The organism is Mycobacterium sp. E3198 (genome assembly GCF_001667015.1).
Taxonomy (GTDB): domain Bacteria; phylum Actinomycetota; class Actinomycetes; order Mycobacteriales; family Mycobacteriaceae; genus Mycobacterium.
Genome location: NZ_LZIS01000081.1, coordinates 54,569 through 81,334 on the forward strand (window position 1 = coordinate 54,569; position 26,766 = coordinate 81,334).

The following is a 26,766-nucleotide window of genomic DNA, read 5'->3' on the forward strand; positions in this document are numbered from 1 at the left end:
GTCGATTGGGTGTCGCGCGAAATCGTCTCTTCGATCCAGCAGTCGGCGAGGAGGATCTTGGACTAGGGCCTTCATGAGAGCGTTGGATATGCGCTACAGCGTGTGGTCGCCGTCGCACGGAAGCGGATCTGACGCTGCGGTTCGAGATGTGGCCTTGAACTCAATCTGTTCCGCTTTTGATAGCGATTTTATGAAAAGCGCCGGCTCTTACGTTAGCATGTGAAGCGCCATGAGCCACGCGGAGCAAGTCGGATACTTCAAAGCCGTCGCCGACGCAAATAACGAGTTTGTCGAGGGTGCGAGCGTGCTGGAAATCGGATCGTACGACGTCAACGGGAGTGTGCGCAACGTATTCGCGGCTGCGGGACGCTACGTTGGAGTCGACCTCGTTGCAGGCCCCGGTGTCGACGTTGTGCGATTCGGCCACGAGGTTGACGATCCCGACAATAGTTATGACCTGACGGTCTCCGGGGAGTGCTTCGAACATGACCCGCATTGGTGCGAGACATTCTTGAATATGGTGCGCCTTACCCGGCCGGGAGGGCTGGTCGCTTTCAGTTGCGCATCCCGGGGTCGGCCTGAGCATGGTACAGCTCGCACAGACACGGCGTCTTCGCCGGGTACTCAGGCGGCGGGCCTGGATTACTATCGGAATCTAAGGAAGAGCGATTTCGAGGACAGGCTGCCTCTCCGCTCTATGTTCGCCGATTACCGGTTCTGGTACTTGCCCACCCACTTCGATTTATACTTCGCAGGCATTAAAGCTGGCGATGCGGAAGGGCGAGCAGGCGCGCGCCTTCCCGACGACGCCGCGGTCAAGTGCCTGAGGTCTTTAATGCCGTTTCCAGACAAAGCATTTCGAGCGCCGCTTCGGGTACTTTCGAAGCTTGTTCCGGAACCTCGTTATCAGTCGATCGTGTTGCCATACTGGCTCAAACTCCTAAGTTTGGATCCCGAAAACCAGCGCCAGTAAAGACTTCAATATCCGGGTGGTCTGACGCAGCTTCGACGCGATAATGCGGCTACCAGAGTGGCCACCATGGGCTCGCGGAGTTATCTAATTGTCCAATGGCCCATCGGTACCGGATTCGGCACCTCGCGCAGAACTGGCCTGACTGGGGATACGACTTGCGGCTTTAGGGTCGTCGGCGCTGCGAGTTGTGCATTGGTTGCCGAGTATTGTATTTGGAGTGTTCTTTACTGCACATATTGTCAACTAGAATTGTCGAAAGCCTCAGCTCACCGCCTGCGCGGCGGCTGATCATCAATAAAGTGGCCTAAGCCGAGTCTAGCCCACCAAATCCTGCCCGCCGCGATGGTCCAGAAGGCCCAGCACCAACCTATTGAAAAAGTTCCGACGTCCCGAGCCTTGAGTCCGCGTAAACGCGCACCCTCTCGAGGCAAAATTTGCAGTCCAAATCTTGATATGCGCGACGAGTGGGTGAGCGACGTTATTGGATTTGCAATCTACTGATAAACACTAATTGGAACTTCGCGAGGCCCGTGCGCGCGGTGGATAGCCGCTATGGAGTCGTAAAATTCGACTTTCTCGATAAGCGTGGTCGCAAGAGGCACGCGGAGTTCACTCGCTCGGTGGGAATCGCCCGCGCGGAAATTGAGTTCGCTCTTCAACGGGGTCTGGTAGTGTGCATGCATCGCATCGATCAGCCATTTTGTGAAGTCAGCGAACGACATCCGACTGTCGCGGTATGGCGTCCAATAATTGGCGCAAAGGTCCTCGGCGATGTAAACGCCCCCGGGCGCCAGGCCGCGAGGAAACAGATAGCGAAACGTCGTAATGATGTGAGAGTTCATGTGGCTGCCATCGTCCAGGATCACATCGAAAGGGCCGAACTCATCTATCACTCGCTGCAGGAAGGCGGTATCGGTCTGGCTGCCAAGACGAACGTGCACCCGCTTCGAAGGGTTGTCGAATTTTTGAGTGGTGACATCGATATCGATGCCGACGATCGTCGATTCTGGGTGGAGGTAACGACGCCACATCTGCAGGGATCCACCGCGCGCCACGCCGACCTCGAGCATTCTTATCGGCTCGGAACGATGCCCGCGCAGCGCCGATTCGTAAACCGGCAAATAATGAAGGAGCTTATGGATGTTCGGTGTGTCGGCGAAAATCGCACCTAACTCGCTGCTCGGGGGCCTTACGTCAGAGGCGATCCAACGCACTTCTTTGCTCAGTTCAGGCCCTAGTTCCTTGAGCATGCGGTCGCGGTCGCGGTAGCGGTAGCGACGGCTCACAAATGGTCGCCTTGCAGAAACGACTAGCTCAGTTGCAAACAGGCTTTTACGGATGCGATTTTTTTGCTCTGGGGGCACAGCCGGATATCCTACTGCCCCAGCCCGTCGAGGTAAGATCAGGCACAGGCTCCGCGACTCGGTTGGGCGTTAAGGCATGAAACCTACATCTCCTGCGACTGGGATACGGTAGCGACCTAGTTACCTAGTTCACCGCTCTTGGTTATGTTCGGGCCTGCTATTGGCGCCACGGCGTCAGATCTCGGTCGGCACCCCGGATCGTCCTCCGCCGGGCGCTCAACAAGACCGATATCCAGCTGCGCCGCGTCGTGTCCCCACCCGCAGGAAGGGCTATTGCCTCAGGCTTTGTCGGCAGATCGCGCGGGGTACCTGCCGAGAAAGGCCGACAAGAGCATCCGGTCGAGCGCTGGTCCTAATCGCGCTGTTTCGCCAGCGACGGATTCCTGGCGTCTCTTCGAACCACTACTACTGGTCAACCGCTAAACCGCAGAGTCTGCCGGCCCTATTCAGGACGGCGAAGAAGAAGACACCGTCATGCAGCATGCTTTCCCGTTATCGATGCCGCCCTGGGGGATTCCGATCTTCAGCCGCAATGGTAGCGGGTGATTTCCGCCATCTTGACCGCATGGTCGCCAGCTCTTGCTCGGTGTAGAAATAGCGTGCATAAGGCGTACCGTAAGCCGCCTCGATATCGGTCGCCGAAAACTGTATTTCTTGTAGGAAGTCTTTCATGAGATCGAAGTACCATTTCCGAGAAGAAAGGTTAGCCGGCCAGAGGCGCTCCACCCGGGAGGACTCTCCATAGCGCCCCACCACGAACTCGTTTATTGCATCCAGATGGTTTTTCTCGATGTCTTCGAACCTGAGCACTAGGACCCGCCACTTCCCTTCCCGGAAAATCTGCCAGCCCTTTTCCGGGTCAAACCCATGGTCGTAGATGCGAATGCCTGTGGCCGGCTCAAAATGGCGGTCAAACCATTCCGTTGCTTCCGCTATTCCTTCGTCCCATGCATGAAAGCGTGCCGTCAGTTCGTCCATACCCGCGTTCCGCGCGGCGTCCTCCGAATCGAAGCAAAACGGGTACACCGCAGCATCGGGGGTCGTCCGAGTTACCGCAAGATTTTGGAAAAAGCACGAGACCTTCCGGGCTAACGGATCTCGCGTGGCAGTGATGATGTCGAAATATTCAACCCGCTTGGCGCGTCGACCCACACGATAGGGCTCGTATTTCGCATAGAAGTCTTCGCGATCGTGCAGATGGTAGTAACGATAACGGGCCTCCAGCGTTTCCTCGTGCGTCGTGGACCCCACCTTCCCCATCTGGAACACAAACAGCGGGTCCCGGAAGCGGCCTTGGGTGCGCCGCCAAGCGAGCACGGGATTCAGCGTCCACTTCATTCTGGTGGCGGTTCGAGACATCTCTGGGGAGTATGCTGCAGGCGCACTGCTTCCGCAACGGAACGCCAATATCCGACTCAATTATTTGGTTCTCGCTGGCGAAGTGCAGGTAGTCGCGTTATTGGTCCCGTCGGGCAGGACATCGGGGTAATGGAGGTTCCTTGCGCGGACCATCCGAGAGACTTCGACGCGCCCGCCGCGACCCGTGGTGCAAGGTTCGCCGCGCTACGTTGCTCTAACTCGATGACCCGTCGGGACGCCATTTTGGACGGTGGCCGGATCCCGGATGTCGCGCCCCTCGGGCGCGGCGCAGTGACGTAGCCGGGGCGCGTCGGGGGTCCCGCGCATTCCGAGGGGTCGGAACCGACAACGACCTCAGCGAAGTGAAGTGGTTCAACGCCCCCGCTGATAATCGGAGAACCGGTAATCAATAATGATCGAGTCTGTGCCTATGGCGACTGAAAGGCTAGAGCTCGCGATGAAAGTTGTGCTCGCATGTTATGGAAGTCGCGGTGACGTCGAACCCTCCGTCGCTGTCGGGCGCGAGCTGCAGCGCCGAGGGCACGACGTGCGGATGGCCGTTTCACCCAACCTGGTGAGCTTCACCGAGGCGGCGGGGCTCACGGCGGTCGCCTACGGGCTGGACACCCAGGCCCTCCTGGACGCGCAGCGCAACTATTGGACGTGCCGCTTCCACACTCCGTGGAATCTCAAAGAGCAGAACAGATTGCAGCGCGAGAACCTGGAGATCAGCAACCAATGCTGGCGGGAGATGGGCACGACCCTCGTCTCGCTGGCGGAGGGGGCCGACCTGCTTTTCACCGGCCTGACCTTCGAGCAGCCCGCCGCCAACGTCGCCGAGTATTACGACATTCCGTTGGCCACATTGGATTACTACCCGATCCGGGCCAACGGGCAGCTCCTGCCGTTCCTCCCGTCGCCGTTGATTCGCCGCGCATGGCTGATGGGCGAATGGATGAATTGGCGAGCCATGAAGAAGACCGACGACGCGCAGCGCCGGGAACTGGGACTGCCGAAGGCCACCCGCCCCCCGTCGCGACGGATCACCGAACGCGGTTCACTGCAAATCCAGGCCTATGACGAGGTGTGGTTTCCCGGGCTGGCCGCGGAGTGGGCGAAATTCGATGGCCAGCGGCCCTTCGTCGGCACCCTCACGATGGAGTGGCCGACCGATGCCGACGAAGAAGTTGCGTCGTGGATCGCCGCGGGCACCCCGCCGATCTTCTTCGGCTTTGGCACCATACCCATCGCATCACCGGCCGACACGCTCGCCATGATCGGAGCGGCCTGCGCGGAGGTGGGCGAGCGGGCGTTGGTCTGCGCCGGGTCGAGTGACTTCAGCGATACCCCCGATTTCGAGCACGTGAAGGTGGTGAAGACCGTCAATTACGCGACGACCTTTCCCGTCTGCCGCGCGGTCGTGCACCACGGTGGCGCGGGCACCTTGGCCGCGGGCTTGCGCGCCGGGGTCCCGACGCTGATCCTCTGGACGCTGCCCGATCAGATTTTTTGGGGAGCTCAGCTCAAGCGGCTCAAGGTTGGCTCCGCCCGGCGCTTTTCGTCCGTCACCCGGAAATCGTTGGTCGCTGAACTTCGCACCATCCTGGACCCGCAGTACCTCACGCGTGCCCGTGAGATCGCCGCCCGGATGACCAGACCCGCCGAAAGTGCCGCAGCCGCTGCCACTCTCCTCGAAGATTTCGCCTCCGTACGGCGCGTCGGGCAATCGGTGCGGCCGGCCCGTTGAGCTGAAGGCCACTTCCGTTCTGCCGCAACGCCTACCGGCCCGGGCTGAATGTCATCGTTACCTCTGACGCGATGCCATCGCCGCGCGCTTCAACACAGGCCGAGAATGGTGGCGAGTTCGTTGTCGTGACGGTTGCGTTCGAAGCGCCGCGCCGTTTCCACCGCACGGAATGCGAGGCTGCGCCGCAGCTCCTCGTCCGACTCGAGCTCCATCAAATTGGCTGCGAGCGCTTTCGCATCCCCGGCGGCGCTCAGCAGCCCGTTGACTCCGGCATCGATGATCTCCGGGGTGCCACCCGCGTTCGTTCCGCACACCGGCAGGCCGGCCCTCATCGCCTCGACGGTAACGCGGCCGAACGCCTCGCACTCGCTGCACATGAGACCGACGTGGGCGGCGGACCAGTAGCGGTCGACGTCGTCTGTGGGCCCGTGAATGTTCACCAGGTCGGAGACGCCAAGACGCCGAGCAAGCTCGCGGAGTGGTTCTTGGTCGCCGGCACCGACCAACGCCAACTCGATGTCCACGCCGGCGTCCCGGGCTATGGCAACAGCCTCGACCGCGAGGTGCTGTCCCTTAGATTGGGAGAAACGACCGACCAGCACAACGCGCAGGGGCTCGCCCGGATCCCGCTGCGGCGGCGTCGCGGGTGCGGCGTCGATGGCCGGGTAGAGCACGCACGTCTCAATCGTCGGATCTGCCGCGAGCAGCGACTGCTCAACTGCTTGAGAACAGCAGAGCACCGCCTCCGAGAGCCTGCCAATCACCCGGACGGTCCTGCGGTAGCCCAGGAAAAACCGAAGCTGATGGTCTTCCTTTCCGAACTCGCAGACCATCCAGTAGTGCGGGATTCCGAGCAGTTTGGCGGCAACGGCGTGCGAAGGAATGCCCATCGTGTTGGTCAGCACCATCGTCGGCCGCAGTCGAATAAGTAGCAGTACTGCTCGCGCGATGCCCGGCAGGAGCAGCGCGACGGTCATCGCCTCGGCAAGTGGCACCAGAACCGCGCCCAACAGCGCCTGCGCGAGTCGCGAGCGGAGGCCTTCCCGCCACTGCTCGACGTAACCCCACCACGGCACCCAGCTGATCTCGGTCCGGATGCCGTGTTCAGCGCACTCCGTCGCGAGGCTTCCCATGCGCGGATAGACGCCGACGAGATCGAGGTCTGGCCGCTTTTTCCGAAGCGCCAATGCCATGTCACGGAATCCGAATTCAGCTCCTCCGGCCAACTCCCATCGATGGGAGATCAGCAACACTCGGGGGAGGTCGTTTCTGGTGCGTGATCCCTTGGTCGCGTGCCGCCTGCCCCCGACGCGGCGCCAGATATCGGCGGCAATCATTGCGACAGTATGCCCAAGCGTGCTGGCATCCGTAAGCTCCGGGGCCAGGTGCTAGCATCCCGTCCGTGTCTGACAGCGGCGCCCCGGTGCGGATCGGCATCTTGGGGGCTGCGGGCATTACGCCGGCGGCGCTTATCAAGCCGGCTCGGGGAAACAGCGAAGTGGTAATGGCCGCGGTGGCCGCGCGCGATGTTTCGCGCGCTCAAGCCTTTGCCGCCAAACAGGGCATTGCCCGGGTGCACGACAGTTACGAGGCGCTGCTCGACGATCCGGAGATTGACGCGGTCTACAACCCGCTGCCAACCGCCCTGCACGGCAGGTGGACTCGCGCTGCGCTGGACGCGGGCAAGCACGTGCTGTGTGAAAAGCCGTTCACCGCCAATGCCGCCGAGGCCCGCGAGATCGCCGAACTGGCCGCGAAGTCAGACCGGGTGGTGATGGAGGCATTCCATTACCGCTACCACCCGTGTGCTGCGCGCATCGAGCAAGTCATCGCCTCGGGGGAGCTGGGCAAGCTGGAGCGGGTCGAGGGGCACTGGTGTTTCTGGATGCCGAAGTTCTCCACCAACCGCTACGACTACTCCATGGCCGGTGGTGCGCTCATGGACCTGGGATGTTATGCGGTTGACATGGTGCGCAGGTATGGCGGTTCGACCCCGAAAGTCGTTTCGGCGCAAGCGAAGTTGCATGGTCCAGAGGTCGACCGGGTCATGACTGCCGAACTGCGGTTTGCCGGCGGGCACACCGGCCGGATCCACTGCTCGATGTGGTCGATCGATGTACCGCGTTTGACCGTAAAGGTGGTCGGCGACCGCGGCGAGTTGCGGCTCCACCCGCTGGCACCGTTCCAGCGGTTCTCGGTCCGATCTTCCACCGGAAAGCGTGTCGAGAATTTCCCGCCACGGCCCACCACGTACGCGCATCAGCTTGACGCTTTCGCCGCGGCCGTGCTTCGCGGTGAACCGGTGAAGACGACACCGGAAGAAGCGATCGAGAACATGACCGTCATCGACGCGATGTATCGCGCTGCCGGCCTTTCGATCCGTATGCCCGCCTAAACGGTGGAAAAGTGCACCTGGTTGAGGTGCGCGGCCACCCGCAGGGCGTTGGCCGCGACCGTCAAACTGGGGTTCAAAGCGGCGCTGGAAGGGAAGAAGGACGTGTCGACGACGTAAAGGTTGTCGACTTCGTGCGCCCGGTTTTGTGGATCGAGCACACTGGTCTTCGGATCGTTGCCGAACCGACATGTCCCGCAGACGTGACCCAGGTTCGCGTTGGCTTCGCCGCTCCCCACGGTCATCCGGCGAAACGGCTGCAACACCGCTTTCAGTTGGCGCAAAAAAGCGGCGCGGCGTGCGACCTCACTGGCGTGTAAGCGGTATTGAATGCGCAGCCGCTGTCGGCCGTCCAGGCTGGGCCGGTCGTAGGGCAGGACGCGGTTGTCCAGATAGGGCAGGTCTTCTGTCATCGCGGCCAACACCAGTCCGCCGGTGAAGAACCGCGTGTAGACCTGGCGCACCGCCGGGCTCATCAGGCGCAGCGCCCTGCCCCGCCAGTCGGGGCGGTTGGTTAGCCATTGCATGGGCGGTATAGCGCCGAACGACTGCACGGTGCCGTGTTTCTGCCCCTCCCAGAAATAGAAGTCGTTGAGCCCGATCTCTTTGTTCGCGGCGTCGGTCTTGTGGCCGGGGTGCGGCCAGATTTCGATCGTATCCAGCAAGTGGCGCATCAGGTTGCGTCCTACCCAGTCGGAGCCGTTGGCCAGTCCGCGCGGCCAGTCACCCGAGCGCGAGTTGAGCAGCAGCACCGGGGTGGCCAGCGCGCCGGCGGCCAGCACCACCACCTTGGCTTTGAGGGCCAGCATGTCGGAGTGGTGCTGGGCGATCACCTGGGTGACCTGGGTGCGGTCGGCTTCGAGGCGCAGCACCCGGCATTCGGCCAGCAGGTGCGCGCCGTGCTCGGTGAGCGCGGGCAGCACGCCGTTGCGGGCGGCGTCGTTCTTGCACGACCGGGGGCACAGATAGGTCTGGCAGGTGGCGCAGTCGTCGGTGTATTCGCAGGCCATCGGCAGGTGGTAGGGGTGCAGTCCACGCCCGGACAGGTAGTCGACCAGCGACTGGTTGTCCGCCGAAAACGGTGGTGCCGGGGGCAGGCCGACTTCGGCGGCTTCCGGGCGCAGCGGATCCGGTGCGCCGCGCACGCCGAGCAGTTTTTCAGTTTGCGCGTACCAGGGGCTGAGCTGGTCGTAGGTGATGGGCCAGGCGTCGGGGACGGTGGACTCGCCGGGGTCGCGGAAGTTTTGGCGGGGGGTGAAATCTTGGGCGAAGAACCGTTCACAGACCATCCCGTACAGCGCCGAGGAGCCGCCGGTGCCGCTGCCGATGAACGGCACGAACCGCTTCGGGAAGCGCCCGCTGATGTCTTCGACCTCGTCGGTGGTGCGCCCGGCGCGGGCCAGGGCGTCGTAGTACGCCTCTGCGGAACGGGCTGCCATCGGTTCGGCCAGTTCGGGCATGGCCGCGCGAATTGTGCCCGGCGTGCCGGGCAGGGTCGAGCGTCCTTTTTCGACGAAAAGCACTCGCCGGCCCGAGCGCGCCAGCGAATAGCCCAGCATCCCGCCGCCCATGCCGGTGCCCACGACGATCACGTCCCAGAGCACGCGTTCGGCCTCGCGCGCAGACAATTCGCGGTCAGCCAATCGAGCTCCTCAGCCGATGATGGGCCCAAAACGCGACTGGCCTGGGCGAAACGGGATCGTACCACCGGTTGTTAGGGGCGGAATGGGCAAGAATTGCCCACGCTGCGGGGAAGTCGTTGGCGGAAGTTATCGGCGATGTTGAGGTTCCCTGTTTCGAACAAAACAAATTTCACGCCGCCTTTCCGTCAGCGATTTGAGAGCGCACTGGTCTCCTCGCCGGACGTCGCACTTCCAGTCCCTCGCCACCCGTGCACTCGATGGGGCGTACTGTGCAGCCGCTCCGCCTGAGTTCTTCCGCGTCCTCCGGATGACCCGGCCTACTGCTGGCATCGCCGCCATGCCCGGGCGCGGCGGCCCGGTGCGGATCGGCATGCTGGGTGCTTCGCCGTCAGCCGTCCTGAACGCGAGCCATATGCTGCGTCGATCGTCGGCGAACCCGGCTCAGCGGGCGAGCTCGGGCGGCAGCGCACCGCCGGTGAGCCATCCGTCGACGGCGCGCACGAACAACTCCGGATAGTGCGTGGGCCAGTCGTGTGGCATGCCGATCGCGACCCTGGCGACTCCGTTCGGCATTTGCTGCGCCAGCGCCGCGGCCCAGCGGCGTGCGACGGGCAGTTCCTTGCCGCCGGTGAGGAACAACGTCGGCGAATTCGACTTGTCGAGTTCCTCGGGGAGCGTGAACCCAGCGGCCGCCACGGTGACGTCGGCGAGTTGGCCGCTGGTGATGAGGCGTACGTCCTCGCGATACTCGTCGACGTGGGCCGGGGGAACCTTCCGCTGCCAGGCGATGCGGTAGCGGCGCACCATCCAGCGATACATCGAGTTCCGGGCCGGCAGCGCCAGCAGGCGCCGCGTCAACTGGGCAAACGGCAGCGTGTTGAGGAAGGTCCCGCACAGCACCGCCCGGTCGACGAATGCCGGTTCGGTCGCCAGCAACTGCACCCCCACTTGGGCCCCGAGCGACCAGCCCACCACGTGGGCCCGGCCGGTCCCCACGCGCGAGCGGATGAGTTCTGCCACCGCACCGGCGGCGCGGCCCATCTCGAACGGTCCCAGCTCGAAGCTCTTGCCGAAGTGCGGCAGATCGGGGACAAGGCAGCGATATTGCTGCATGCGTTCGACCACCGGCTCCCAGCACCAGCCGCTGGTATACGCGCCGTGTAGGAAGACGACGGCAGGCGCTTGGATCGAACCAGATTCGCGCACGAAAAGATCCATGCGCTTCTCCCATGTCGAGCCCCAGCCTGGGTGGACCCTATCAGCCCGGTCACGTCGAAGGAGCCGCAGCTCAATCCGGGTGCCGGCCGAAAATTCCGGGTTCGAGGTCCTATTGCACGGGTGTTGGATTAGACTGCCGGACGGGTTAGCGGGGCGGGAGGTCGCCGCTGTCAACACACGAACGCGTACGGGGGACCGAAGGGGCTGGGTTCCGCGATGGCTGAAGGCGTGTTCGGACGCAGCGACGCTGAGATCGACCTCCTGGTGCGTGGCATGCGGTCGGGGATCGCGGTGGTGGGCTTCGGTTACATCGGCACCGTGATCGGTGCGGTGCTGGCCGACCGCGGCTGGCCGGTGACAGGGATCGACGTGCGCGAGGCCGTTGTCGACGAGATCAATCTGGGCAAGACGACGGTGCCCGAGCCCGGCCTTGGCGAACTCGTCGCAAACAGCGCGCGAGTTGGTCGGCTGCGGGCCACGACCGACTTCGGTGCGCTCGCCGACAACGACTTCGTCATCGTGACCGTGGGAACGCCGCTGGGCCCCGACTTCGAGCCCATCGTCGACGACATCAAGGCGGCGGCGAAGGCCGTGGGGGAGCACCTGCGTGCCGGCCACCTCGTCATCCTCAAGAGCACGGTGCCGCCCGACACCACCGAAAACATCGTTCGCCCGATCCTCGAAGAGACCTCGGGGCTGCGGGCCGGCGTCGACTTCGGGTTGGCGTTCTGCCCCGAGCGGCTCGCCGAAGGGCAAGCCATTTTCGAGCTGACCTCGATACCCGTCGTGGTCGGCGCCGTCGACGAGCGCAGCGCCCGCGCCTGCTCCACACTGTGGCGACACGCCCTGGGAGTCGAGTCGGTCGTCGTCGACGATCCGCGCACCGCCGAGATGGTCAAGCTCGCCGACAACCTATGGGTCGACCTCAACGTCGCGTTGGCGAACGAGCTGGCCAAGGTGTGCGACCGGCTCGGAATGGACGCCCTACAGGTGATCGAGGCGGCCAACACGATGCCCAAAGGAGGCCGCGACGCGAACATCTTGCGGCCGAGCATGGGCGTCGGCGGCTACTGCCTGACCAAGGATCCGTGGTTCGTCAACCACTTGGGCGAGTCCGTCGGGTTGGAGCTGGCCATCCCACGCACGTCGAGGACGGTCAACGACACGATGCCGGCCTACACCTACGGGTTGCTCACCCAGCTGCTCGCCGATCAGGGCAAGCTGATCGAGACCAGCAAGATCGCGGTGCTGGGCATCGCGTTCAAGAACAACACCGGCGACTGTCGGCTCACGCCCACCAAGTACGTCGTGGCCCTGCTCGAGGAGTCCGGCTGCCAGCTGTCGGTCCACGACCCGTGGGTGCCGGACGAGGAGGCCCATACGGTCACGACGATCCCGTTGACCCCGGACATCGAGTCGGCGGTCAAGGACGCCGACGCCTTGGTGGTGCTGGCGGGGCACCGGGAGTTCCACCAGATTCCGCTGGTGCGCCTTGCGGAACTGACGGCGGCCGGGTGTGTGTTCCTGGACGGACGGAATAGCTTTGACCCGGCGGCGGTGCGCGCGGCAGGCTTCGTCTACAAGGGGATCGGCCGATAGGCGAAGACCGCTACACGGAAGCGAAAGAGTAAATATGTCGAATGTCGTCGTGACGGGCGGCTACGGTTTCATCGGGTCGCATTTGGTCTCGGCACTGCTGGACCGCGGAGATTCGGTCACGGTGTTCGACTTCGCCAAGAACACCCGCGACACCAGCATCGACTTCGACCGCCATGCCAACTTTCGGTTCGTCCAAGGCGATGTCAGAGACCTGAGTGCGCTCGAACAGGCCCTGACTCCCGGCGTCAACACCGTCTTTCATCTGGCCGCGGTCGTCGGTGTCAAAAACTATCTCGACGATCCGCTCGGTGTTCTCGACGTCAACGTGATCGGCACGCGCAACGTCCTCGAGCTGAGCCAGCGGCACGGAACACGGGTGGTGTTCGCCAGCACCTCCGAGGTGTTCGGGAAAAACCCCAACCCGCCCTTCGCCGAGGACGACGATCGCGTCCTCGGTTCGACGAGGACCGCGCGGTGGAGCTACAGCACCAGCAAAGCCATGGCCGAGCACCTGGTGTTCGCGATGCATTCCGCCTACGGACTTCCGGTGACGGTGGTGCGCTACTTCAATGTGTATGGCCCGCGGCAGAATCCGATTTTCGTCGTTTCCCAGAGCATTCACCGGATCCTCAACGGCCGCGAGCCGTTGCTCTACGACTCGGGCGACCAGACGCGCTGTTTCACCTATGTCGACGACGCGATCGCCGGCACCCTGCTCGCGGCCGACAGCGACGCGGCGATCGGCGAGGCCTTCAACATCGGCAGCATGACCGAGACCACCATGCGTGACGCCGTCGCGCTGGCGATCAAGATCGCGAACGTCGATGCGGTGTCGAGCGCTGAAACCGTGGACACCGCGGCGCGCTACGGGGGTCGCTACGAGGACATCCCCCGTCGTATCCCGGACTCGACCAAGGCGCAGCGGGAGTTGGGCTGGCGCCTTGAGGTCGACGTCGAGGAAGGCATCCGCCGCACCATCGAGTGGGCGCGGGCCAACCCGTGGTACCTCGAAGAGCCCGCGGGAGGATAGGGCATAAGACTGCCGAGTGTGCAACCCCTCCAGGCGTCCGGCACGCCGCGGCGTGTCAACCAGTGGCGAGCGCGCGGTCGGCCAGCGCCCCCATCACGGGTGCCAACAGCCGGGAGTATTCGCGCGTGAGGTGGGCCTCGTCCAGGTAGACCAGGGTGTTGCCCACGATGGCCGGGCAGCGATCGGCGGTGCAGAACAGTTGGGTGAGGTCTGCGTATTGTCCTCCGCCCGCTGTGGTTGCGGCGGCTTCCGTCGTAATACCGACTTGGTTCACCGCCTTCGAGGTCGGCGTGGAGCAGGCCGGCGCGTCGTCGAGGTGGCTGGCCAGGCAGTCGGGCACTACTGACAGCGGAATCGGGATCGGCCCGAGGACAAGCAGTTGTGCACCGGTGTCGCGTAGCTGTTTTACCAGGCGGTTCAGGCTGTTGATCCACTGCGGGTCGTATGACTTGAAGCTCGACTGCACATTGCCGCTGCCATACCCACGCGTCATGCCGAGCACTATGAGTCGCGGGCGCTCGGCGTTTAGCCGTGCCGTGACCTGACCGCGCCACTGGTCGCACTCGGTGTAGGGCCGGTCGGCGGAGCGGTTGATGGTGGGCAGGTCGAGCATTGGGCAGGCGGCCTTGGTCAGCGTCTCCAGTCGCCAGTGCCGCTGTGCGGCGACCTCTACGAACGCGGGATTCCACATCGCAGCATCGGAGTCACCGACCAGGGCAACCGTTGTGGTCGACGCGGTGTCGCCGCTCGCGCACTCCGGCTGTCCAACTTCGAGAAAATTCCGGAGACAGCCGTGCAAGTAAAGGGCATTGACTTCGGTGGTGACGCCGGCGAGCGGCGGGGTCAGGTTAGAAGGGACGGCTTTTAGTGCGACGGATGCCGCGACCGCCGAGTGGACCTGCGCGAACGCGTCCTGCACCGCCGCGTCGTAGGCGTAGATGCTGGAACCGATGGGCGGACGCGTTGAGGTAATGGTCAGTGCCGAAGCCGCAGGGCCGTGACCGACCGGGGCGGGCATCCCTACCATTAGTGCCACGCCGACACCAGCCGCGATCGCGGTGGCCGTGCCGCCAACGGCGAGACTGCGGTTGGGCGACCGGCGCAGGGGACCGGCGAACCGCAGCGGATTCTCGATGAAACGGAGAGTCAAGAAGGCCAGCCCGAGGGAGACGAAGACCGCTGTCAGCCTCTGCCCCAGGGAATTGGCGGTAGCCGACGCGGGTACCACCAGGAGCAATGGCCAGTGCCACAGATACCACGAGTACGACACCCGGCCAATCGCGCGCATCGGTCGCACCGCCAGGACACGTCCGACTCCCTGAGCCGGCACGGCACAGCCCGCGCCGATCACCAGCGCCGCACCCAGCACCGGCAATAGCGCGGCGGTTCCCGGATAGGGCGTGGACGATCCAAATCGGACGCATGCGACGAGAATCATTCCCAACCCCACGCATCCTGCGATCGCAGCGACCAGTGCAGGGAGCCGGCGCCACTGGCCAGCGGTGAGGGCCACCAGGCCCCCGACGGCTAACTCCCAGGCCCGGGTGGGCAGCGAAAAAAACGCGACGGGAGGAACCGTGCGAGTGAACACTAGCGAGAGCACAAACGATATTGCCGCGACCAGCGCCAGGACGATCAGATACGGGCGCTCCGAGTGGGCGGCCAGGTCTTTGGTGCGCCACCGTGCACGCCGGACGAGCCACGCCGTCCCGATAATCAGGGCCGGCCACACCAGGTAGAACTGCTCCTCGACGCCCAACGACCAGTAGTGCAGGAACGGCGAGGGCAGCGCGTCGGCGAGATAGTCGACGCCCTGGAGCATGAACCGGTAGTTGCTGACGTACAACGCGCTGGCAATGCCGTCAACGAAGACGTTTCGCAACCGTAATACGGGTGACAGGAGGGCAGCGCCAATCATGATGACGACGCCGACCGTTGCCGACGCCGGAAGGAGTCGGCGCGCCCGTGCCCCATAGAACCGGCGCAGCCCGACGGTGCCGGTGCTGCCCACCTCGCGCCAAAGCAGGCCCGTAATCAAAAAGCCGGAGATGATGAAGAACACGTCCACACCGACGAGTCCGCCACTCACGCCGGGCACGCGGGCGTGGAACAAGACAACGGCCACCACCGCGATGGCGCGCAAGCCCTCAATGTCCGGACGGAATTCCTTGTGCGGCGGGCGCCGGTGCTTGACCTCGTCGGTAGGGCTGACGCTGTCGGCCTGAGGCACGGTCACCTACCTAAATAAGAGGATGCGTTGTACGAATCGTGGCATTATCACACACACGTTCAACACCACTCGGCGATATCCGCACTACTGACCAGCGGCCTGTTCCACCCACGGAAGACGCGTGCAAGTGACGAAGACGGGTGTCGGCATTGGCTGGACGACAGGCGAGGGTTTTCGTCGACTGTCGGTGTCGTCGGCCGTTTGCCCGACGCTCGGGGTTTCAGTCCGGTCGCGCCCGTTACCGGGTTATGCTGCTGGGCGGCTGAGCCGGATACGTGGGCTGCCGCTTCCATTCCCAGGATGCGCACGGGAAGTGAAAGGCTAGGATCTCGCCGATGAAATTCGTGCTGGCAAACTGGGGAACTCGCGGGGAAGTCGAGCCTTACGTCACCGTCGGCCGCGAGCTGGTGCGCCGGGGGCACGAGGTGCACATGGCCGTCGCGCCTGAGATGGTGAGCTTCGTCGAGGCGGCCGGTCCCAAGGCGGTGGCCTACGGACCGGAGCTGAAGGCCATCCTGGATCCGCACCGCGATTTCTGGGCGGGCTTGTTCTCGACGCCCTGGAGGGTCCGGGAGCTGGGCAGGCTGTCGGCCGAGTATTCGGCGCCCCTCACCCAGTGCCGGGCGGAGGTGAGCAAGACGCTGACGTCGCTGGCCGACGGGGCCGACCTGCTGCTCACCGGCATGAATTTCGAGGACGACGCGTTCAACGCCGCGGAGTATTGCGGCATACCGTTCGCCACCCTGCACATCTTCCCGCTGCGAGCCAACGGCCAGCTCCTGCCGTTCCTGCCGGCGCCGTTGGCCCGCTCCGCGACGCGGCTGCTCGACTGGGCGGCGTGGCGCGGGGGGAAGAAGGTCGAGGATGCGCAGCGCCGTGAACTCGGTTTACCGGAGGCGACAAGCCCATGGCCGCGTCGGATCACCGAACGCGGATCGCTGGAAATCCAGGCCTACGACGAGGTGTGCTACCCAGGGCTGGCTGCCGAATGGGCGAAATGGAACGAGCAGCAGCCACCCAGAAGGCCGTTCGTCGGCGCGCTGACGATGGAGTTGCCCACGGACGCCGACGAGGAAGTGGCGTCGTGGATCGCCGCCGGAACGCCGCCGATCTGCTTCGGGTTCGGCAGCGTCGGCGTCGAGTCTGCGGCCGACACGCTCGCCATGATCAGCTCGGCGTGCGAGCAGCTGGGCGAGCGGGCGTTGGTATGTGCGGCCGGGTCCGATTACAGCAACATCCGCCACTCCGAGCACGTCAAGGTGGTGGGCGTGATGAATTACGCTGCGGCACTTCCCTCCTGCCGCGCGTTCGTGCACCACGGCGGCTGCGGCACGACGAATGCGGGGCTGCGGGCAGGACTGCCGACGTTGATCCTGTGGACGCTGCCCGATCAGGGACTTTGGGGGGCGCGGGCCAAACGATTGAAAGTCGGTATGGGGCGGCGCTTTTCGGCCACCACGGAGAAATCTTTGATCGCGGACCTGCGCACCGTCCTGGACCCGCAATGCCTCACCCGGGCCCGCGAGCTCGCCGCCCGGATGACAAAACCCGCTGAGAGCGTCGCGACCACCGCCGATGTGGTTGAAGAATTCGCGCGCGTCCAGCGCGTCGGCTGATCCGGTCGCGCGCTAATTCGCGAGGGCTGTCGCGTGCGTGTGATTGCTTGCCTCGGAGGGCGATTCGGGCTGGCTGCCTATCCAGTCAAGTAGGGCGCGCAGACCTTCGTCGAGCGCCCACCGTGGACGCCACTCGAGTTCCTTTTTCGCCGGCTCGATGTCGCACCTCGCGGCGCGTACGTCACCGTCGCGGAACTTCCCCACGATCTTCGGTTCGGGGGCATCGCAGATGGCGGCGATCGTTCGCGCCAGCTGATGGATGGTGCAGGGGACACCCGAACCGATATCCAGGCAGCGTGGCTGCGCCGCGGGTTTTTGTATCGCGGCGAACAACGCCTCCACGACATCGTCGATATAGACGAAGTCGCGCAGGATTTGTCCGTCTTCGTAGACTTCGAGCGCCTGCTGCTCGCCTGCGAGTCGTGCGAAGAGCGCGACTATTCCGGTGTAGGAATTCGTCAACGACTGACCCGGCCCGTAGACATTCTGCAGCCGCAGCACGCTGAGACGGGTGTCATGGGCGGCCGCCCAGGCGGCCAAGATGTGCTCCTGGGCGAGCTTGGTCGCGGCGTAGATGTTGGTGGGCCGCGGTTCGGTTCGGCCGGCGCAGCTGGGCAGCGGCACGGCGGGATCGTCCATGGGCCCGCGCGGATCCCAGGCACCGGCCAGCAGCTGGGCGTGGCTGCGCGGTGACGGGTAGAAGACCTCGGATCCGCACTGCCAAGCGCCCTCGCCGTAGACGGCTCGCGACGATGCCACCACGAGCTGGTCGGGCACCTGTGCCGAGCGGCTCAGGGCATCGAGCAGTTGGGTGGTGCCCACCACGTTCACCGAACCGTGGCGCGTCGCCTCCGACAGCGACTGCGCGGTTCCCGTCTCGGCCGCCAAATGCACGATCTGGGCCGGTTGGAACACCCGGAGCACCGCATCGCAGTCGGGGGCGTGGGTGACGTCACCGGTGAACAAGCGCACCGACGGCGGCAGGTTGATCACTGGATTTTCGCCGTGGACCTGAGGGTGCAGGACGTCCATCACAGCGACGTCATAGCCGGCTGTGACAAGACGTCGCGCGAGCGCGGACCCAATGAATCCTGCCCCGCCGGTGATGAGCACCGATGTCGACAAATTAGCTGCCTCTCGCTCCTTGGTGCAGGAAGCACGTGACCGGCACGTGCTGCTGGCGTACGCCGATTCCGGGCAGCATGTCAACCATTGGCGAGTGCGCGGTCAACGAGGGCGCCGACGACCGGCGCCAATTGCTGGCTGTATTCAAAGGTCACATGGTCCTGATCACGGTATGCCAGGGTGTTGCCGACGATGGCCGGGCAGCGTTCGGCGGCGCAGAACAGCTCGGTGAGGTCGGCGTATTGTCCGCCGCCGGCTTTGGTGGCGGCGGTCTCGGCCGCGATGCCGGGTTCGTTCACGGCCTTCGACGTGGGTGGTGAGCAGGCGCTCGCGTCATCGAGGTGGAGGGACAGGCAGAGGGGCACCACCGATTGCGGATCCGGTATCGGCCCGAGCACGAGCACCTGGGCGCCAAAGCTGCGCAGCTGCTGCACTTCGCGGGTGAGGCTGGCGATCCACGCCGGATCATAGGAGGTGAAACCTGACGCCCAGCCGTAGCGGGCACCGTATCGCCGCATCATGCTGAGCACGACCAGTCGCGGGTGCTCGGCCCGCAACCGGTCGAGAAGCTGACCGCGCCAATGCTCACACTCCGTGTACTCGCGGCCGAACAGGGGGATCGCGATGGGCAGATCCATCGACGGGCAGTACCCCTTCGCGAGGGTCTCGAGCCGCCAGTGCCGCTGGTTGGCGACCTTCTCGAATGCCGGCTCCCACATCGCGGCATTCGAATCGCCGACCAGGGCCACCGTCGTCGACGAGGCGGTATCGCCCGTCGCGCACAGGGGTTGATCGACCAGGAGAATATCGCGCAGGCAGCCATGGGAGCCGAGTGGTCTTGTCTTGGCGTCGGCAAGCGGCGGATTCAGGTTCGAGGGGACGGCTTCGAGGTCGACGGACGCCGCGACCGCGGCCTGCACCTGCGCGAACGCCTGCCGCACCGCCGCGTCGTACGCGGTGATGTCGGAGCCCACGGGGGGAGCCGTTGTGGTGATGGTCAGCGCGGGCGCCGCCGCGCCACGGCCGACCGGGGTGGGCACCACGACCAGCAGCGCCACGCCCACACACACCGCTATCGCGGTGGCGGCGGCGCCGAGTCCGAGACTGCGCGAGGCCGACCGGCGCACGGGACCGGCGAATCGCAGCGGGTTCTCGATGAAACGCAGGGTCAGCGCGGCCAGCCCGAGGGAGATCAGGATCGCGGCAATCCCCGGCCAGAGCGGGTGTCTCGGCCACGCCGCGGCGGGCATCGCCACCAGCAGCACCGGCCAGTGCCACAGGTACCACGAGTAGGACACCCGGCCGATCGCCCGCATGGGTCGCACGGCCAGCGCGCGGCCGCATCCCCGCGACGGTGCGGCGCAGCCGGCGGCGATCACCAGGGCCGCGCCCAACACGGGCAACAGCGCGGCGGTACCCGGATAGGGCGTGCTCCGGCCCAACCGGACACATGCCAGCAGGATCAGGGCCAGACCCCCCCACCCGGCGATCGCGGCGGGCAGGGGCGGGAGTCGGCGCCACTGGACGGCGGTGAGGGCCACCAGGCCGCCGACCGCCAACTCCCAGGCCCGGGTTGGCAAGGAAAAGAACGCCACCGGTGGTGCCAGGCGAGTGGCCAGCAGCGACACCGCAAACGACGCCACCGCGACCACCGCCAGGACCACCAGATACGGGCGCTCCGAGGAGGCGGCACGGTCCCCGCCGCGACGTCGCGCACGGCGGATGAGCCAGGCCGTCACGATGATCAGCGCCGGCCACACCAGGTAAAACTGCTCCTCGACGCCCAGCGACCAGTAGTGCTGAAATGGCGACGGCGGCATGTTGGTGGCGAGGTATTCGACGCCCTGCAGCATGAACCGGTAGTTGCTGACGTACAGCGCGCTGGCGATGCCGTCTTCGATGATGCCCCGGGACAGCAACGCGGGGACCAGGGCAGCCGCGCCGACCATGATCACCACGCCGACCGTGGCAGACGCGGGCAGCAGTCGGCGGGCCCGCGCCCCATAGAAGCTCGCCAGCCGGACGGTGCCGGTGCGACTCGCTTCGCGCCAGAGCAGCCCGGTGATCAAAAAGCCCGAGATGACGAAGAAAACGTCCACGCCGACGAAGCCGCCACCCACGCCGGGAATTTCCGCGTGAAACAGGACGACCGCCACCACCGCAATGGCGCGCAGGCCCTCGATGTCGGGGCGGAATCCCGATTTTTCCGAGCGTCGATTCGGTACTGCCTGGGTAGGGCTAACGCTGTCGGCCGGGTGCAAGGTCACCTACCTGGGAAGCGGACGGGTCCGTCGAGTCGAGGCATTATCACACACCTGCCAAACAGGGCTGGATGGATTGCACGATGTCAGCCGTGGGCGAGCGCGCTGTCGGCCAGCGCCCCGATTGCCGGGGCCAACGTTCGGGCGTATTCGACAGTGATGTGATTGCCGTCGAAGTACACCAAGGTGTTGCCGACGATGTCCGGGCAGCGGTCGGCGGTGCAGAACAGCGGGACGACGTCGGCGTATCGTCCGCCGGCGGCTTCGGTGGCGGCGGATTCCGCTGCGATGCCGGACGCGCTGACCGCCGTCGATATTGGCGACGAGCACGCCGCCGCGTCGTCGAGGTGCGCGGACAAGCAGATCGGCGCCGCCATGCGCGGGTTCGGGGTCGGCCCGAGCACCAGCACCTGCGCGCCGGTGCGGCGAAGTTGCTGCACCAGTCGGGCCAGGCCTTCGTTCCACACCGGGTCGAAGGATCTGAAGCCCGGCGTGTAGCCGTGCCCGAAGCCATAGCCCCGGTACATGCTCACCACGACCAGCTTCGGGTGCTCGGCCTGCAGCCGCGCGAGGATCTGAGCGCGCCACTGCTCGCACATGGCGTTGGACACCGCGCGACGGATGCTGTCGGTGATCGGCAGGTCCATCGGTGTGCAGGCTCCCTTTCCCAGGGTCTCCAGCCGCCAGTGCCGCTGCGCGGCGATCTGCTGGAACGCCGGGCTCCACATCGTGGCATGGGAATCGCCGAGCAGGGCCACCATCGTCGTCGATGCGGTATCGCCCGTCGCGCACTCGGGTTGTCCAGCGTCGGTCAGATTGCGCAGGCAGCCGTTCTGGAACTCGGCCTTATATTCGGCGGCCGCGCCGGCGAGCGGTGGGCTGAGGTTCGACGGGACGGCTTGGAGGTCGGCCGACGCCACGACCGCGGCCTGCACCTGTGCGAACGTCTGCTGCACCGCCGCGTCGTAGGCGTTGCGAGGGGAACCTGGGGCAGGCGGCGTTGCGGTGATGGACAGCGCCGCGACGGCCGGGCCGTGTCCTACCGGCACGGGGATCGAGCCCAGCAGCGCCACGCCGACGGCGACCGCCATCGCGGTGGCGGCGCCGCCGACCGCGAGGCTGGCCAGGGCGGAGCCTCGGATGGGAGCGGCGAACCGCAGGGGGTTCTCGAGGAACCGCAGGGTGAGAACCGCCAGCCCACCGGAGACGAGGACCGCTGCCAACCTGCCGGTCAGACCGAGGGGGTGGCCCAGCAACGGCGCCGCGAGCACCATCACCGGCCAGTGCCACAGGTACCAGGAGTAGGACACCCGGCCGATCGCCTGCATCGGCCGCACTGCCAGGGCGCGGCCGCATCCCTGCGCCGGCGCGGAGCAGCCGGCGGCGATCACCAGCGCCGCACCCAGCACGGGCAACAGCGCGGCGACTCCCGGATACGGCGTGGCCGGGCCCAACCACGTGCAGGCCAGCAAGATCAGGGCCAGCCCCGCCCAGCCGCTCACCGCGGCGGTCCGTGGGGCCAGCCGGCGCCACCGCCCGGCGGTCAGGGCCAGCAGACCGCCGGCGGCCAGCTGCCAGGCGCGGGTGGGCAGCGAAAAGAACGCCACAAAAGGCGCCACGTAGGTGACCGCCAGCGACAGCGCGAACGACGTGGCCGCGACGAGCGCCAGGACCACCAGATACGGGCGCTTGGAGGAGGTCGCCTCGGTCCTGGTGCGCCGCCGCACCAGCCGGATGAGCCAGGCCGTACCGATGATCAGCGCCGGCCACACCAGGTAGAACTGCTCCTCGACCCCCAACGACCAGTAGTGCTGGAAAGGCGATGCCGCCCTCGACGCGGCGAAGTAGTCGACCTGTTGCGCAATGAACCAGTAGTTGCCGACGTAGAGCGCGCACGCGATGCCGTCATCGATGACCAGTGGGGACTGCAGCGGGGGTAGCAGCGCAGCCGAGGCGATCATGGTGATCACGCCGACCGCGGCGGACGCCGGCAGCAGTCGGCGGGCCCGCGCGCCGTAGAAGCGGCGCAGCCGGACAGTGCCGGCGGCGTTCGCCTCGCGCCAGAGCAGTCCGGTGATCAAAAAGCCCGAGATGACGAAGAACACGTCCACTCCGACGAACCCGCCACCGACCCCCGGCACGTCCGCGTGGAACAGAACAACGGCCAGCACCGCGACGGCGCGCAGGCCCTCGATGTCTGGGCGGAAGCCCGTCTTTGCCGAGCGGCGACCCGTTACTGCTTCGGTAGGGCTAACACTGTCGGCCGGGTGCAAGGTCACCTACCTGAGATGCAGACGAACTCGTAGGGTCGAGGAATTATCACACACCTGTCAAACAGGCCGGAGCGATTAATCCGAGGCGATCAGGGGCAGATCCCCACCCACATCGGGTCATCCACCAGCTGCGAGCAGCGGGTGACCAGACCCCGCACCGACTGCTCGGTGTTGATCGCAGCGAGGATTTGGGACAGGGCGAAAAAGACGATCGCGGCTGCGAACCAGACCCGGGTCCCTCTGGTGGCCGATCGGGTGGATTCAGGTTGGCGGCTCGCGTAAAGCAGATAAACCACGCCCACGTCGAACGAGATTGCTATCCACCATCGGGTCCAATCGGCCGAGGTTGCGAAAACCGGAAGCAACAACAGCGCCGCCAGGGTTATCCACGGAAGCCATCCCCGCAAGGCTTGGCGAAATCGTCCGAGGGGCGCGCCCGAAATGCCCCTGATGGCAAGCAGCGTCACCGCGAGGATCACGATCCCTGCCATTGTCGACATGATCAAAGGGGCCCAACCAATCTGGTTGGGTCCGATGAACGGAGTCTTTCGTGTCGTGACCGTGATAAAGCGACAAGTCCAGTCGTGGTAGTCCACGTAGGCGTGTTCGCCGGTGGGGGTCGGACCGGGCGCCCAGCGAATGGCCCCGTGCGGCAACCGAGCGCATTGCGACGACACGTCTCGCTGTCGCAGCAACGCTATCGCCGATGCGACGACCAACCCCGGCGCCACGGCGAGTAGTGCGCTCATACGCCGGATTTTGGCGGAACTGCGCGCCAGCACCACGATCGCCAGGATCGCGCCGAGCGCCAGCAGAAACGGAACCGCCTCGTGGATCAGCGTCAGCACCGCGATCACCGTGCCGTAAATGCCGCTCGCGACTGGCAGCGATCGGTCCCTTCTCCCCGAGGCGAGCACCACCGCGAACGCCGCCAGCGCCGCCTCACCAAGAAGGTCGGGCGTCGGTAAAACCAGGGCGTGCACAAAGCCCAACGGCAGCACCGGGGTGAGCAGCGCCAGCATCAGCCGGCGTTCGGAGCGGCCGAATCTGACCGCCACCGTCCACGCCACCGCCGCGATGCCGACTCCGAACAGCGTCGGCACCAGCCAGCGCAGCACCACTAGGCCCGTGAAGTAGAGGTCAGCGGGAAACAGGTTCAGGATCTCGCCGCCGAGCCCCCGCCTGGCGAAGCCCTGGCTGTAATCGACGGCGTAGTAAGGGAAAAACTGCAAATTGGGTTCGTACACGCTCGCGAAAACGACCCAACACGCCAAATAGAGCAGCACGAGAAGTCCGACGGTCGCGTAGCCGAGTCGGCGCCGGGTACTCGGCTCGTCCGACGGCGGAGCCGCTGGTGGTTCTTCGGTTACGACCGGACGACCGCTACCAAATTCTGCTTCAGGACTCATGCCGCGGCCCTTGACAAGGGACTGGCCGCACGAAAGGTCAAGGTTAGCAATCGATTTCTGCAATCAGATCGAATTCGGCGAACGTACGCGACACCATTTCCCTCAGCTCATCTTGGGTATTTTGCCGGCCGAGAACATATGCGGAGATTCGGAAGAAGATCTTCCCGCGGCTGCGTCCCGAACCCACGAAGAGTTGTCCACCGATGTGCTCGAGGGTGCTCTTCTTGATGTCGGGTTCGACGGATCTCATGTACGCGTAGTCGGCGTCGGTGCCGTCGGGGCGGTTCACGGCCGGGGGCAGGTCACCGACATTGGAGACGGTGACCGGTTGGCTGGCGCCGCCCGCCGCCAGCGCTGCCAGCCGTCTGTTCAACCGTCTCGGCACCAGCGGCGCCAGTGGGAATGTCGACAGATACTCCTCGTCGGGGTTCTTCATCGCCGCGAGGATGGCTCGCGTGATCTTGGCGTGGGTGTCCCCGAGGTCCGTCGCCGCGTGGGTCGGGTCGACCGCGACGTCGACCACGGTGAGCGCGTTGCCGCGGGTGTCGTTCTCGGTCCGCAAGGTCACCGGGAATCGTAGGGTGACCGTTCCGTCGTGGTGAACGCGGCCCGCCCGCACGGCGAGCCTGCCCGCGACCGCTGCCACGAGCGAGTTGCTGCTCGCTCCAAGACTTTTCGCGCGAGCGTCCCATTCCGTCAGGTCGACGAACGCGGTCAGGGCAGGCACCGCGACCACCTCATCGCTGTCGACGGTCCGGGGGGGAGGTGGTGCCGCCGTGATCGACGACGTGAATTGCTTGCGGTCGGCCCAGATTTTCCCGGCCGCTGAGGCGAAGGCCCTGCCTATCGCGGGCAGTTCCTTGGCGGTTTGGCGGAGGTCCTCACGCACCGCGCGCCTGCGGGTACGCGATCCCGCGGGCAGATAACCGAAGTCGCGCTTCCTGCCCTCCGCGGCATCGGCGATGGCCTGGCCGAGCCCGATCCCGTCGACGAGCGTATGCGAAACCACCAGGCTGATCGCCGCGCCGCCGTCCTCGAGCGGAAGCACCCCGAGATGCCAGCCGGGGCCCCACTCGGGATCAATGGGCAGCCGCGCCCGCTCGTCGAGCCAGGCGCTCACGTCGGCGCGCGGCCGCGGCCTGACGGCGATGTCGAGGTCCACCGATTCCGGGGCAAGGACCCAGCGATCCCGCGCGAACCCCAACGGAGACCGTTCGATCCTGCGCCCCAGCAAGCCGCATCCGAGGTTGCGGTGAAACCGCCGTAACGCATCGACATCGACGGGATGGTCATAGAGCCAAGTGAACTGGGTCAGCGTGTCGTGCACCGCTCGCATCGCGAGAAATATCGCTTGATCCACGTACGCGAGCCTGTTGTCCACCGGCGCAACGCCATTCGTGCTGACCTGAGCCGCCGGGACGGCCGGCGCGGCGGTGTCGGTGAGTAGGTCGGCCAGATGGGCGGCGAGCGCGGCGGGCGTGGGGTGGTCGAGGGCCGCGGTCGCCGGCAGGGCCAGGCCGGTGTGTTGATTGAGGGTGTTGCGCAGCTCCAGCGCGGTCAGCGAGTCGATGCCGAGGTCCTTGAACGGGCGATCGGGATCGAGGGCCGCCGGATCCGGGTGGGCCAACACGGTGGCGGTGGTGGTGGTGACCATCGCGGTGAGAGCGCGGAGTTGCTGTTCGGGGGTCTGCGTGGCCAGCTGAGCCCGCAGGCTGCGGGCGCTGGCTGCGCTGGCGCGGGGGCGGCTGGTGGTCAGCGTCGACAAGATCGAGGGCAGGGCGCCGTTGCGTGCTTGGCGGCTCAACGCGGCGACGTTGAAGGGGCTGGCCAGCAGGTTGGGCCGTTGACTGCTGAGTGCGGCGTCGAACAGGGCGAGTCCGTGTTCGTTGGTGATGGGGGTCAGGCCGGTGCGGGCCAGGCGGGTCAGGTCGGCGGTGGTGAGGTGGGCGGTCATCCCGGACGGGGTCTGCCAGTAGCCCCAGGCGACGCTGGTGGCCGCGCGTTGGGTGTGGTGGCGGCGGACGGCCAGCGCGTCCAGGAAGGCATTGGCCGCAGCGTAATTGGCCTGCCCGGGGCTGCCCAGGGTGCCCGCGGCCGAAGAGAACACCACGAACGCGGCCAGCTCGCGGTCGGCGGTGAGGCGATCCAGATGCCAGGCGGCGTCGGCCTTCGCAATCAACACCGCATCGAGTTGGTCGGCGGTCATGTCGCTCACCGCGGCGTCGTCCAGGACGCCGGCGGCGTGGACGACGGCGGTCAAGGGATGCTGAGGAGCAACGCTGTCCAGCACGGCGCTCAGGTCGGTGGAGTTGGCGGTGTCGCAGGCGGTGATGGTGACGTGAGCGCCCAGCTGGGTCAGGCGCTCCTGAAGTTCCGCCGCACCAGACGCGGCCGGGCCGCGGCGCGACAACAGCAGTAGATGCTTGACGCCGTACCGGGTCACGAGGTGCTCGGCGAACAGCGCGCCCAGCATGCCGGTGCCGCCGGTGATCAGCGCGGTGCCCTCGGGCTCCAGCACCGGTTGCGG

Annotated in this window: 17 protein-coding genes; 6 read left to right on the forward strand and 11 right to left on the reverse strand. The window is 65.6% G+C overall.

What is annotated here, in order from left to right; translation table 11 throughout:
• Positions 1-229 precede the first annotated feature (229 nt).
• Entirely contained in the window at positions 230-973 is a 744-nt protein-coding gene (locus tag A5673_RS29020) for a bifunctional 2-polyprenyl-6-hydroxyphenol methylase/3-demethylubiquinol 3-O-methyltransferase UbiG (protein ID WP_156748022.1), read from the forward strand.
• Between the two features lie 494 nt (positions 974-1,467).
• Here A5673_RS29020 and A5673_RS09010 read toward each other — a convergent pair whose 3' ends face one another.
• The gene (locus A5673_RS09010) at positions 1,468-2,223 is read right to left on the reverse strand and encodes a class I SAM-dependent methyltransferase (RefSeq protein WP_068230167.1); all 756 of its coding nucleotides are present in this window, start codon (positions 2,221-2,223) and stop codon (positions 1,468-1,470) included.
• A 606-nt stretch (positions 2,224-2,829) separates the two neighbouring features.
• Positions 2,830-3,675 (reverse strand): putative capsular polysaccharide synthesis family protein, encoded by an 846-nt coding sequence (locus tag A5673_RS09015; protein WP_068230115.1) that lies wholly within the window; start codon positions 3,673-3,675, stop codon positions 2,830-2,832.
• A gap of 478 nt (positions 3,676-4,153) precedes the next feature.
• Here A5673_RS09015 and A5673_RS09020 point away from each other — a divergent pair, with 478 nt between their 5' ends.
• Entirely contained in the window at positions 4,154-5,443 is a 1,290-nt protein-coding gene (locus tag A5673_RS09020; protein WP_068230118.1) for a glycosyltransferase, read from the forward strand.
• Between the two features lie 89 nt (positions 5,444-5,532).
• Here A5673_RS09020 and A5673_RS09025 read toward each other — a convergent pair whose 3' ends face one another.
• Complete coding sequence (locus A5673_RS09025) at positions 5,533-6,780, reverse strand: glycosyltransferase family 4 protein (protein ID WP_082958630.1); 1,248 nt, start codon at positions 6,778-6,780, stop codon at positions 5,533-5,535.
• 65 nt (positions 6,781-6,845) lie between these two features.
• Here A5673_RS09025 and A5673_RS09030 point away from each other — a divergent pair, with 65 nt between their 5' ends.
• The gene (locus A5673_RS09030) at positions 6,846-7,838 is read left to right on the forward strand and encodes a Gfo/Idh/MocA family protein (protein ID WP_068230125.1); all 993 of its coding nucleotides are present in this window, start codon (positions 6,846-6,848) and stop codon (positions 7,836-7,838) included.
• On the opposite strand, the gene A5673_RS09035 is transcribed toward A5673_RS09030, so the two are convergent.
• Together A5673_RS09035 and A5673_RS09040 are read right to left on the reverse strand one after the other, a co-directional pair.
• Positions 7,835-9,478, reverse strand: a complete 1,644-nt coding sequence (locus A5673_RS09035) for a GMC oxidoreductase (protein ID WP_068230127.1) — start codon at positions 9,476-9,478, stop codon at positions 7,835-7,837. The genes A5673_RS09030 and A5673_RS09035 overlap by 4 nt on opposite strands.
• A gap of 441 nt (positions 9,479-9,919) precedes the next feature.
• Positions 9,920-10,696, reverse strand: a complete 777-nt coding sequence (locus tag A5673_RS09040; RefSeq protein WP_068230129.1) for an alpha/beta fold hydrolase — start codon at positions 10,694-10,696, stop codon at positions 9,920-9,922.
• A gap of 216 nt (positions 10,697-10,912) precedes the next feature.
• Between A5673_RS09040 and A5673_RS09045 the strand changes: the two genes are divergently transcribed.
• Both A5673_RS09045 and A5673_RS09050 read left to right on the forward strand, forming a co-directional pair.
• On the forward strand, positions 10,913-12,295 hold the full coding sequence (locus tag A5673_RS09045) for a nucleotide sugar dehydrogenase (RefSeq protein WP_082958631.1): 1,383 nt from the start codon (positions 10,913-10,915) through the stop codon (positions 12,293-12,295).
• 34 nt (positions 12,296-12,329) lie between these two features.
• The gene (locus tag A5673_RS09050; RefSeq protein WP_068230132.1) at positions 12,330-13,325 is read left to right on the forward strand and encodes an NAD(P)-dependent oxidoreductase; all 996 of its coding nucleotides are present in this window, start codon (positions 12,330-12,332) and stop codon (positions 13,323-13,325) included.
• A 55-nt stretch (positions 13,326-13,380) separates the two neighbouring features.
• Here the strand turns inward: A5673_RS09050 and A5673_RS09055 are convergent, their stop codons facing one another.
• Positions 13,381-15,561 (reverse strand): acyltransferase family protein, encoded by a 2,181-nt coding sequence (locus tag A5673_RS09055; protein WP_231970960.1) that lies wholly within the window; start codon positions 15,559-15,561, stop codon positions 13,381-13,383.
• 329 nt (positions 15,562-15,890) lie between these two features.
• On the opposite strand from A5673_RS09055, the gene A5673_RS09060 reads away from it, so the two are divergent.
• Positions 15,891-17,171 (forward strand): glycosyltransferase, encoded by a 1,281-nt coding sequence (locus A5673_RS09060; RefSeq protein WP_068230134.1) that lies wholly within the window; start codon positions 15,891-15,893, stop codon positions 17,169-17,171.
• A gap of 12 nt (positions 17,172-17,183) precedes the next feature.
• Here A5673_RS09060 and A5673_RS09065 read toward each other — a convergent pair whose 3' ends face one another.
• The 5 genes from A5673_RS09065 to A5673_RS28285 form a co-directional block, all read right to left on the reverse strand.
• Positions 17,184-18,284 (reverse strand): NAD(P)-dependent oxidoreductase, encoded by a 1,101-nt coding sequence (locus tag A5673_RS09065; protein ID WP_068230137.1) that lies wholly within the window; start codon positions 18,282-18,284, stop codon positions 17,184-17,186.
• A 92-nt stretch (positions 18,285-18,376) separates the two neighbouring features.
• Positions 18,377-20,563 carry an acyltransferase family protein gene (locus A5673_RS09070; RefSeq protein ID WP_068230139.1) on the reverse strand — a complete coding sequence of 729 codons (2,187 nt, stop codon included), beginning with the start codon at positions 20,561-20,563 and terminating at the stop codon, positions 18,377-18,379.
• Positions 20,564-20,643: 80 nt separating this feature from the next.
• Positions 20,644-22,836, reverse strand: a complete 2,193-nt coding sequence (locus A5673_RS09075) for an acyltransferase family protein (protein ID WP_068230142.1) — start codon at positions 22,834-22,836, stop codon at positions 20,644-20,646.
• 83 nt (positions 22,837-22,919) lie between these two features.
• The gene (locus tag A5673_RS09080; protein ID WP_231970969.1) at positions 22,920-24,239 is read right to left on the reverse strand and encodes a hypothetical protein; all 1,320 of its coding nucleotides are present in this window, start codon (positions 24,237-24,239) and stop codon (positions 22,920-22,922) included.
• A gap of 43 nt (positions 24,240-24,282) precedes the next feature.
• Positions 24,283-26,766 (reverse strand): SDR family NAD(P)-dependent oxidoreductase (locus A5673_RS28285; RefSeq protein ID WP_156748024.1); only part of this gene is annotated, 2,484 nt, incomplete at its 5' end.

Excerpts from the sequence above, each read along its gene's own strand:
- A5673_RS09020 (WP_068230118.1), top strand. The coding sequence starts at position 4,154 with ATGAAAGTTGTGCTCGCATGTTATGGAAGTCGCGGTGACGTCGAACCC.
- A5673_RS09060 (WP_068230134.1), top strand. The coding sequence starts at position 15,891 with ATGAAATTCGTGCTGGCAAACTGGGGAACTCGCGGGGAAGTCGAGCCT.
- A5673_RS29020 (WP_156748022.1), top strand. The coding sequence starts at position 230 with ATGAGCCACGCGGAGCAAGTCGGATACTTCAAAGCCGTCGCCGACGCA.
- A5673_RS09010 (WP_068230167.1), bottom strand. The coding sequence starts at position 2,223 with ATGCTCAAGGAACTAGGGCCTGAACTGAGCAAAGAAGTGCGTTGGATC.
- A5673_RS09015 (WP_068230115.1), bottom strand. The coding sequence starts at position 3,675 with ATGAAGTGGACGCTGAATCCCGTGCTCGCTTGGCGGCGCACCCAAGGC.
- A5673_RS09050 (WP_068230132.1), top strand. The coding sequence starts at position 12,330 with ATGTCGAATGTCGTCGTGACGGGCGGCTACGGTTTCATCGGGTCGCAT.
- A5673_RS09025 (WP_082958630.1), bottom strand. The coding sequence starts at position 6,780 with ATGATTGCCGCCGATATCTGGCGCCGCGTCGGGGGCAGGCGGCACGCG.
- A5673_RS09040 (WP_068230129.1), bottom strand. The coding sequence starts at position 10,696 with ATGGATCTTTTCGTGCGCGAATCTGGTTCGATCCAAGCGCCTGCCGTC.
- A5673_RS09080 (WP_231970969.1), bottom strand. The coding sequence starts at position 24,239 with ATGAGTCCTGAAGCAGAATTTGGTAGCGGTCGTCCGGTCGTAACCGAA.
- A5673_RS09045 (WP_082958631.1), top strand. The coding sequence starts at position 10,913 with ATGGCTGAAGGCGTGTTCGGACGCAGCGACGCTGAGATCGACCTCCTG.